This is a genomic window from Lysobacter sp. cf310 (assembly GCF_900114355.1).
In the GTDB taxonomy this organism is placed as follows: Bacteria; Pseudomonadota; Gammaproteobacteria; order Xanthomonadales; family Xanthomonadaceae; genus Lysobacter.
Map to the genome: position 1 here is coordinate 429,949 of NZ_FOSS01000001.1, position 10,544 is coordinate 440,492.

The following is a 10,544-nucleotide window of genomic DNA, read 5'->3' on the forward strand; positions in this document are numbered from 1 at the left end:
TCAGCGTTTCAGATGCTGCTCTGCCAAACCGGCCCAGTCCCGCTCGGGCGAGAATCCGGCCCCCTGCACCACCGTCGCCAGGCCCGATAGCAAGGACCACGGTGGCGCAAGGTCGGTCGCATCCCATTTCACCTGCGCGCACTTGAAACAGATCTCCATCGTGCTGACCAACTCGCCCCCGGCATAGAAACGCAGGGTGTGGTGCGGCTCGAAGATGCAGGCGGCGAAGGCATCCTGGGTCTGCGGATCCAGGCCCTGGACCGTGGACAGGAACGCATCGGACTGGTCCCCGCTGAGCTCCCTCGTGGCGTACACGACCTCGTCCGGTATCAGCGACTTCCCGGCCTGGCTGTCGTAGGCATCGTAAGGATAGGAATGCTCGGTCAGTACGATCCGGTCGGACTGACGAATCGCTTCAGCGAGCTGGTTGCGGTATTCCAAGCCGCTCGAATCGGTGCGGGTGCTCATGAACAATCCTTCCCTAGGCACGGCGCTGGAATCGCAGCCGCCGCACAGAAGGAACAACAGGGCCAGCACGCCCTGGCCGACGCCGACTCTTCAGCGGCTTGGACGGCGGAACACGCGAACAGGCTCACCGCAATCGCGCACAGCAGTGGTCCACGCACGCTACGCACCTCCTCCCCGTGGCGACCGGATGCTCGGCCTAGGCCGAGCCGCGGCGCGACTTCGATCTGAACGAATCGCCGGACGGCTTAGGCACGCCAAAGCGCTTGGCCGAAAGCTCCGCGGCCTTGCCGCGCTCGATCTCGCGGTTCTTGGGCGGGCTGAACGTGGTCAACGAGTTGATGAGCGTGGCCGCAGCCTCGCTGACTTGCTTCACGGCCAGGTTGAAGGCCTCCTCGTTGGCCTTCGACGGGGCGTTGAATCCACTCAATTTACGGACGAACTGCAAAGCCGACGCGCGTATCTCATCGCCCGTTGCCGGCGGATCGAAGTTGTACAGCGTCCGGATGTTCCTGCACATGTCGCCTCCAACACCAGCGTTTACTGACGCTATCGCCCCACATCGGGGTGCCGTGTTCAATACTCGGACTGGCGTTCGAAGGCTGTCAACCCATCGGCGCCAGGGCGCTGAGGGCGGCGCTGGCCGATGTCAGGCTCCCAAACGTCGGACATTCCAAGACCGCCGTTTGTGCAGGCCCATCGGCTGCGGCCGGCGGCGGCAGCCAAGTTCCCGGTCAGGCGGCAACGCAGCCGATTGGGGCAATGCCGGACTTACTGACACGGATCGAGCGCTTTCATAACCGCCTTCTGGATCACCGGATCTCCGGACGCTCCGACTTCCTGCAATTTGATGTAGGACGGCAGGCTGACGATGGGCGTGATCTGCTTCAGTTCGTCCTTGCTGAATTCGCCATGGGACGCGCCGCCGGTCTGTCCGAACAGAATGTTGTCGTCGGTCCAGCGCTTGCCGAGCGGAGTTCCGAAGAAGGCATCCAGCGTGGCGATATCAGCCGCGGGCACTATGCGGGCGATGACCGCTTGATAGGCTTCGCTGAGGGCGGAGTCGCTGATCTTGCCGACGCAAGCGGCCATTGCCGGGTGACTCTTCGACAACCCGTGCTTCATGCCCGCAACCGTGAGGCGGGAGAACTCGTTGGCGGTGGGGTGAGGCTTTTCGGCGAGCGCCGTGGCACTCAGCGACAAACTGAGCGCCGCTGCGATGAAGAGCGTCTTGAGCACGAATGTTCCCCTGGATGGCAAAGTCGAGGGCGGCATATGCGGCCGCTTCGGTGATGCTCGGGCGGGTGTTTTGGCTTGTCAATGCAGGTCCACGCCGCGCCATGGCGATCCCCTTCAGCGGGGTGGTGCTATCGCGGCTTACGCCGCTCCCACAGAAGGCCTGGGTCTGCGGCGCACGCGGCGACTGCGCAGGCGCTTAGAGGCCACGGTCGCGTCTTGCGCTGCTGCCGCCCCACAGCGGACGACAAAACAAAACGCCGCGGAGGCCGCGGCGTTTCGCTGGAGCTCTGAGCCTGGCGGATCAGTAGTAGCCGGCCAGATTCAAGAACCAGCCCTTGTTGTCGTACTTCAGATCGGTCAGGTCGTCGCTGAAGTCGGTGAAGTTGTAGCCCACGCCGACCTTGAAGTTGTCGCCGATCTGACGATCCAGGCCGATCAGCCAGCCGCGCTTGTCGCCGCCGTCCTTGACCTGCAGCCAGCGGTACTCGACCAGGCCTTCCCACTTGGCGATCAGGTGGTAGCGCAACTGGCCGGCGGCGAAGTCGGCGCGGCTGTCCAGCCACTGGCCTTCGCCGCGACCGATGCGGTAGTCGCCCCAACGGCTGGCGAGCTTGCCGGCCACTTCCCACTTGTCGTCGATGCGGTAGACGCCTTCGAACGACAGCACCTGCGAGCGCTGGTCGTAGGTGGCGCCGCCGTCCTGGCCGAGCGTGGCCAGGTCGTACAAATAGGTGTACTTGCCGAACAGGCCCCAGCGAGTGTTGTCGTGCGGGCGGTAGGCGAAGCCGAGGTTGGCTTCGGCCAGCTTGGCGCTTTCGGCCGGGTTGAGATCGTCCTGGGTGTCGGCGTAGTTGGCGCGCAGGGCCAGGCGCAGGTCTTCGTTGACCTTGTAGAACAGGCGGTTGGTGGTGACCCACTGCTCGCGCTGCTCGGCGCCGGTGTCCTTGCGGTACTCCAGCTTGCTGTTCCACTGGGCGATTTCGTCGGTGCGGCCGCCGCTGATGCTGTAGGCGCGGCGGTCGACGCGACCGGTGCTGGCGTCGAGTTCACCGTCCATGATGGTGAAACCGATGTTCCAGCCTTCGGACGGATAGAAGTCCATGCCGTAGGTGTGGACGATGCCCTGGCTGTTGTCGCTGGGATCCTTGAGGAACTGGCTTTCGTTGAACAGGTTGACCTGGTTGCTCAGGCGCCAGCGCTGGCCGAGGGTCCAGCCGTTCTGCAGGTCGCGGTTGAACAGCGGATCGGTGGCGGTGGTGTCGGTGCTGTAGCTGTAGGCGCCGTAGATCGTATGGTCGGGCTTGAGGCGGTACTCGGCCTCGACCTTGCCGCCGTGGCCGCGGCTGCCGCCGCTGACTTCGGCGCCGACGCTGGAGCGATCGCCGAACAGGTACTTGGCGCCCAAGGTGACCAGGTTGTTGCGGTCGTAGGCGCCGTTGTCGTCGTCGGCGGTGATCTGACCGACGCCGTACAGCTCCAGCGAAGAACCGAAACGACGGCGGTAGCTCACGGCCGCCAACAGGGCGTCGGCGGTGCCGCTGAGGCGCTCCTCGCGCACGCGACGCAACTCGGCGCCCAGTTGGGTGTCGTTGGTGATGCGCCAATCGGCGGTGAGCTGGCTCTGTTCCAGGGCCTCGGCGCCGCGTTCGGCGCGCGAGTACTTGCCGTACAGGCTGAAGTTCTCGGTGAAATAGCCCAGGAACTCGGCGCCGTATTCCTCGATCTCCAGGCCGGTGTCGGCGCGCGAGACCGAGAAGCCGGCATCCACGTCGCGCCACCAGGCGCCGACGCTCCAGTCGTGGTCGGTCCAGCCCAGCTCCTTGAAGTTGGCGCGCGCTTCGACCGCGCGGGCTTCGCCGCTACGGGCACCGCTGCTGGGATTGCGTTGGATGAAGCTCAAGCCGCCGTTGTCCGAATAGAAGATCGGCGCGACGGTGGATTCGCTGCGGGTCTGTTCCAGCTTCAGGTAGGTGCCGCGACCGGCCTGCAGGGTCAGGTCCGCGCCCTTGAGGGTGTAGTCGTCGCCACGCCGGTTCTCGTCGATGTAAGTGCCGCCCACCGCGACGTGCTCGCCGAACCACTGCTTGCCGCGGAAGCCGGCGCTGACGTCGTCGGCATCGAAGCCGACCGGCACGTATTCGTAGTCGACCAGCAGCAGCTGGGTGTAGCCGTCGAGCGGGTTGTCGCGGGTCAGCGTGCGCACGTTCTCGCGCGTGACCTGGGCCAGCGGACGGGTCAGGATCAGGCGACCCTGCAGCTCGTCGATCTCGTAGTCGGCGCCGCGCTGCAGGTCCACGCGGCTCTCGGTGCGGCCGGTGGTGCGATCGCGGATTTCCAGGGTGACCTTATCCGAACCCGGCAGCACGTCGGTGTGCTTGAGGTAGTACAGGCTGCCGCCGGTGCCGAGGAACTCGGTGTGGCCGTAGGCGCTCTGCGCTTCGGAACCGAACGCGCGCACTTCGCTCTTGGGCGCGCCGAGCTGGGTGGTGGCGCGCGAACGCCAGGACAGCGCCGCGCCGTACAGCGAACGGTCGTACTGACCGTACTCGGTACCGGTGATGCCGGTGTTGAAGTTGCCCCACAGCGCCTGGTTCTGGTCCCAGTCCACGCGCACGTACAAACGGCCCTGGGTATCGACGTCGCGGTAGGTGCTGGAGTCGTCGCCGTACACCGGGTAGTACAGGTCCGGGTCGAGGCGGCGGAACACGTCCTGGGCGTCGGCGTCGAAGAAGCCGTTGAACAGCTCCTTGATCTCGCGCTCGCGGGTGTCGGCCTGGGCGGTGATCAGGTACTTGCCCTTGACCTTGCCCTTCAAATAGAACGCCAGGCGGCCTTCGCTGATGAAGTCCTTGTCGTAACGCTCGTCGCCGGCCAGCGGTTCGATGTTGCCGCTGACATTGTTCTCGGACACGGTGACGTCGGCCAGCGCGACCAGGAAGGCGTACTTGCCGGTGACGTCGACGTCGAGGCGGTGCTGCAGCGGCGCGCCGCCGCGCGGCTTGACCGCCACGTCGTAGCCGTGACGGCCGATCGGCTCCAGGAACTCGGCCACGAACTTGCGCTCGAGGTCGATCGGGAAGGTTTCGCCGTTGATGGTGAGCTGGGTATCGCGCGGGATGTCGCGGCCGTAGATGCGCACGCGCGAGCCGTAGATCGGGATGTTCTGGATACGCAGCGAGCTGCGCCCGTAGATCGCGTTCTCGATGCCCTGCGACTCGGCTTCCTCGGTGTCCAGCGCCTTGCCCAGCGAACGCTGGTTCTCGTCGCGCAGCACCTGGATGCCGCGCTCGTAGTCTTCCGGCCGCACCAGTTGCACGCGCTTGCCGACGGTTTCGTCGAAGGCGCCGTCCTTGCCGTAGGCGCGGGCGACGTAGATCAGCTCGTCGCCCGGCTGCAGGTTGAGATCGGCCGGCAGGGCGCCGTCCCATTCCTGATCGGTGACGTTGGCCACCGGCAGGTCGATCTTGGCCAGCGGCGTGACCAGGTCGGCATCGCTGCCGCGGTACACGGTGACTTCGATCCTGTCGATGAACGAGGCGTAGTTGGTGTAGCCGTGGAAGCGCAGCGGCTTGGCGATGCGGCCGTTCTCGAAGGGCACGGTCGAACCGCCCTGCACGTCGAGCACGGGGCGGCCGAGGGTGGGATCCTCGGTGGCCCAGATCACCCCGCCGTTGGGCAGGTCGATGCTGAAGCGGCCGGCGATCTTGGCGCTGCCAGGCAGCACGTCCTCGCGCACCACGTCGACGCGGCGATTGCGCTGCAGGGCGTCGACGTCCTCGCCCTGGGCGACCGGGCGTTCTTCGCCGCGGGTGCGCACGCGGAACAGCAGGCCTTCGTCGCTGCGGCATTCGCCGCCGTCGCAACGTGCCGCGGCACCCTCGCCTTCCGATTTCGGCGTCGTGTCCTGAGCCAGCGCGGTACCGGCGGCGCCGGCATACAGCAGGCCGATCAGGGTCATGTCCAGAAGCTTCATTTTCATCTTCATAGCCATGTCCTCAGCGGCCGCCCACGCCGACGGGGGCGTTGGTATCGTCAGTTATGTCCACTCGCACCTTCTGTCTCACCTTCGGCTCGAGTTCGGCCGATATCGCCTCGAACACGGCCTTGGCGCGGCGCAAGCCGAGCTGGACGTTGTAGGCGTTGGCGCCGCGCGGATCGGCGCGGCCGACGATACCGATCACACCGCGGCCTTCGCGGTTGAGGGTCTTGGCGATTTCCGAGATCAGACCGCGGTACTGCGGACGGATCGTGGCCTGGTCGGTGTCGAACAGCAGCTCGCCCAACTTGATGGCCTGGTCCAGGCTGACCAGCGCCGTAGCGTCGGTGCCCGCGACCACGTCGATACGAACCTTCTCGGCCAGGGCCGGTTCCAGTTCCTTGCTCAGCGCCGCCTGCACCGCATGGGCGCGGGCGAAGGCCAGGGCCTCGCCCTCGGCCTGAGCGGTGATGGTGACGCTGCCGCCGTCGGCGTCGCGCAGGCGCTGGGCGATCTTGCCGAACATCGGCGCGTAGTCGCTCTTCACCTGGTCGCTGCCGGCCTCGAACATCACCTCGCCCAGCTCGACGTCGGTCTGGCTGCTGCCGCCGCGGATCTCGCCAGCGGGCAGCTTGACGCCGAAGTCGAAGCGGGTCGGCACGCCCTGGGTCACGCGGCGCACGCGCGGGTTTTCGGTGGTGAACACCGAGCCCGGCGGCAGCGTGGCCTGGTCGACCTTGAGGATGAAGTTGCGACCGCGCGCGGCGTCGCCGCCCGAGATGCCCTCCAGGTGGTAACGGCCGTAGGCGTCGGTCTGCATGATCAGACCTTCCACCGAGGCGATGCGCACGCCGGGGATGCCACGTTCGTCGATGCCTTCGTTGCGGATCACGTAGCTGACCTCGTAGCCGCCGGCGACCTGGCTGACCTGGCGCGTGACCTGCAGGTCCTGCGCGGTCAGGCCCTTGGCCGCGTCGCCGCGAGCGCGTTCGACCGTGGTCTGGCCGGCGGCGTTCATGCGCACGGTGCTGCCCTCGTCGGTGGTCAGGACGAAGTCGTCGCTGAAGTCGAGCGAGCGCAGGGTCTGACGCACCACCACCTGACGGCGCTGGGCGCTGTCGGCGCTGGAGTTGCGGCCGGCGATGTCGCCGATCGCGATGCCGTGCAGCAGCGGCGCGCTGGCGTCGGGCTCCGGCTGCGGGCCGGTGCCGCGATCGACCGTGGTCGAGCCCGCGACGTAGGCGCCCGGGGCGAAGCCGCCCTGCACGCGCACGCCACCGGCCTTGGCCGGATCCTGCCAGCCGTCGCCGTCGCGGTCGTCGTAGACCGTGCCCATGATCAGGCTGTCTTCCAGCAGCGGGTCGCCGGCCATGTCGACATCGGCGGTGGCGACGTTGCCGATCGAAGTGCCGGTCACGTCGAGCGCGGTGACGCTGTTGGTGTGCACGCCCTTGCCCACGCCGGCGCCGACGCGCAGGAAGTAGACGATGGTGGCGCGCTGGCCGATGGCCACGTCGATGCCGTTGATGCGCAGCGGATTGGTGCCGCCCACCGTGGCCGCATCGTCCTCGTCGTCCACGCTCAGCGAGCCGTCGACGTAGGTGAAGCCCGCGGGCGGCGTATCGACCAGGGTCGCGTTGCGCGCCGGCGAGTCGCCCACGTTCTCGGCGATCACCGTGTAGCGGACCAGGTCGCCGATCTTCACCGAGCGCTGAGCCGACTGCTTGGTCAGGCGCAGCACCGGGGCGTTGGCGTTCACCGTGATGGTGACCACGGCGGTATCGCAGACCGGGGTCGGCACCGAGGTGTCGCAGACGCGGTAGGTGAAGCTGTCGGTACCGGCGAAGAACTGGTTCGGGGTGTAGGTGCACACGCCCGCCACGCAGTTCACCGTGCCGTTGGTCGGCGCCACGGTCACGCTGACCGAGGCCGGATCCAGCGGCGCACTGAGCACGCTGTCGTTGGTGAGGACGCTGATCGTCACCGGCACCTGCTGATCGGTGCTAGTCACGTCGTCGACGGCATCGACCCGGTTGGGCTGGACCAGCACCGAGACGGTGGCGGTGGCGCAGTTGGCCGGGTTGAGCTTCTCGCAGATCGTGTAGGTGTAGCTGTCGTTGCCGCTGAAGTTCGGGTTGGGCGTATAGGTCACGGTGCCGTCGCCGTTGACCACGACCGTGCCGTTCGCCGGGTTGCTGGCGATGGTGATGTTGACTAGGGCCGGATCGATCGGCGCGCCGTTGAGCGTGTCGTTGGTCAGCACGCTGGTGATGATCGGCGTGTTCTGCGGAGTGACGCCGCGGCCGCCGCCGACCAGATCGTCGGTGGCGGTGATCGCGGGAGCGACCACGGTGACCGTGACCACGGCCGTATCGCAGTTGCTCGGGTTCAGCACTTCGCAGATGCGGTAGGTGACGGTGTAGGTGCCGGCCGGGGTGTTCGGCGCGACATCGACCGTACCGTTGGCGTTCACCGTCAGCGGGCCGCTGGTGACCGGCGTCAGGCTGACGTCGGCCGGGTTCAGGGTGCTGCCGTTGAGGCTGTCGTTACCGAGCACGTTGATCACGCCGGTGCCGCCGGTGCTGCCGTTGACCGGCGTGGCGACGGTGTCGTCGACCGCGTCGATCGGTGCGGCATTGACCGTGACCGTGACGATCGCGGTATCGCAGTTGCTCGGGTTGAGCACCTCGCAGATCCGGTAGGTCGCGGTGTAGGTGCCGGCCGGGGTGTTCGGCGCAACGTCGACCGTGCCGTTGGCGTTCACCGTCAGCGGGCCGTTGGTGACCGGCGCCAGGGTGACGTTACCGGTCGTGGCCGCGCCACCGTTGAGGGTGTCGTTGCCCAGCACGTTCACCACACCGGTGCCGCCCGTGGTGCCGTTGACCGGCGTTGCGACGGTGTCGTCGACGGCGTCGATCGGTGCGGCGTTGACCGTCACGGTAACCGTGGCGGTATCGCAGTTGCTCGGATTGAGGATTTCGCAGATCTGGTAGGTGACGGTGTAAGTGCCGGCCGGGGTGTTCGGCGCGACATCGACCGTACCGTCGGCATTCACCGTCAGCGGGCCGCTGGTGACCGGCGCCAAGGTGATGTTGCTGGTCGTGGCCGCGCCACCGTTGAGGGTGTCGTTGCCGAGCACGTTGACCACGGCGGTGCCGCCGGTGCTGCCGTTGACCGGCGTGGCGACCGGGTCGTCCACCGCATCGATCGGCGCGGCGTTGACCACCACGGTGATCGAAGCCGTGTCGCAGTTGCTCGGACGCGCGGTCTCGCACAGCTGGTACGGGATCACATAGCTACCGGCTGGAGTGCCCGGGGCGACCGACACGGTGCCGTCGGCCGCAACCGAGACGCCATCGCCCGTGTTCGGGTCGTTGACGGTGAAGGTCACGAAGGCCAGGTCGACCGCGCCGCCGTTGAGGCTGTCGTTGGTCAGCGCATTGCCGACGTTGGCCATGCCCGTGGCGCCGTTGACCGGCGTGCCGCTGTAGTCGTCGTCGTTGGCCACGATCACCGCCTGCGCCACGGTCACCGTGGCGGTGGCGTTGGCGCAGACCGGGGTCGGCGTCGAGACGTCGCAGACGCGGTAGACGAAGCTGTCGCTGCCGCTGAAACCGGCGTTCGGCGTGTAGGTGCACAGGCCCGCGCTGTCGCAGGTCACGCTGCCGTTGGTCGGCGCCGTGACGATGCTGACCGAGGCCGGATTGAGCGGCGCGCCGGTGGTGGTGTCGTTGCCGACCACGTTGATGCCCACCGGGGTGTTCTGCGGCGTGCTGGCGCTGTCGTCGACCGGGGTGACGGTATTGCCGCCGACGGTGATCGACACGGTCGCGATATCGCAGACCGAGCCGTTCGGCGCCGGCAGGCACAGACGGTAGCTGAAGCTGTCCGGGCCGCTGTAGTTGGCGTTGGGCACGTAGGTGTAGGTGCCGTCGGCGTTCAAGGTCAGCGTGCCGTTGCTGGTACCGGTCACCAGGCCGTAGACCGAGCCCACCGGCGCGCTGTCGCCGCCGGTGACGGTGGCATTGAGCGTGGTGTTTTGCGGCGTGGTGGCGGTGTCGTCCACGGCATCCGGGCCGACCACGACCGGCACGTTGGCATCGTCGCAGGTGGCCGGTGAGGTGGCCGGCAGCGTGCAGATGCGGTAGGTGACGGTGTAGGCGCCCGGGGCCGAGCTGGCCGGCACGGTGAAGCTGCCGTCCGGATTGGCGATCAGACCGGTCAGGCCGCCGTTGCTGACGATGGTCGGCGCGGTGGCGTTGACGCCGATCGCGACGGCGACGCCGTTGGTGGTGTCGTTGACGGTCACGTTCGGCACGGTGCCGCCGGCGAACGGCAGGACCGCGCCCGCGTCGTCAGTGGCGTCGATCGAGATCGAAACCGGCGTGGTTTCGGTATCGCTGTCGTTGCCGCCGTTCGGGTCCGTGGTGGCGCTGCTGACGCTGGCGGTGTTGCTGATCGTGGACGCGCCGCCGTAGTTGGCCGGCACCGCCAGGGTCAGCGTGATCGCCGCATTGGCGCCCGCGGCCAGGGTCGGACGCGAGCATTCCACGGTGCCGGCGTTGTCGACGCAGCTCCAGCCGGCGCCGTTGGCGCTGACGAAGCTCAGGCCGGCCGGAATCGCGTCGCTGACCACGATCGAGGAGGCCGCCGAAGGACCGGCGTTGGCGACGGTGATCGTGTAGACCACGTTGTTGCCCGGCACCACCGAGGCGCCAGCGTCGTCCTTGTCGATCGACAGGTCGGCCGAGGCGACAGGTGTCGTGGTAGCCGTACCGGTGTTGTTGGTCGTGGTCGGATCGTTGGTGGTCGAGGTCACCGTCGCGGTGTTGGCGTAGGTGCCCGTGGCGTTGACCGTCGCGGT

5 protein-coding genes are annotated in these 10,544 nt (G+C 67.3%); all 5 read right to left on the reverse strand.

All coding sequences use genetic code 11. From position 1 onward, the window contains the following. On the reverse strand, positions 1 to 468 hold the full coding sequence (locus tag BMZ45_RS01895; protein ID WP_091631773.1) for a hypothetical protein: 468 nt from the start codon (positions 466 to 468) through the stop codon (positions 1 to 3). Between the two features lie 196 nt (positions 469 to 664). Further along, positions 665 to 985: a DUF2277 domain-containing protein gene (locus tag BMZ45_RS01900; protein WP_091631776.1), complete on the reverse strand. Its 321-nt coding sequence runs from the start codon at positions 983 to 985 to the stop codon at positions 665 to 667. A gap of 251 nt (positions 986 to 1,236) precedes the next feature. Further along, positions 1,237 to 1,704: a hypothetical protein gene (locus tag BMZ45_RS01905; RefSeq protein WP_139215359.1), complete on the reverse strand. Its 468-nt coding sequence runs from the start codon at positions 1,702 to 1,704 to the stop codon at positions 1,237 to 1,239. A 301-nt stretch (positions 1,705 to 2,005) separates the two neighbouring features. Next, on the reverse strand, positions 2,006 to 5,683 hold the full coding sequence (locus tag BMZ45_RS01910; protein ID WP_217643134.1) for a hypothetical protein: 3,678 nt from the start codon (positions 5,681 to 5,683) through the stop codon (positions 2,006 to 2,008). Positions 5,684 to 5,699: 16 nt separating this feature from the next. Next, the coding region (locus BMZ45_RS01915; RefSeq protein ID WP_091631782.1) for an Ig-like domain-containing protein at positions 5,700 to 10,544 on the reverse strand (4,845 nt) is incomplete at its 5' end.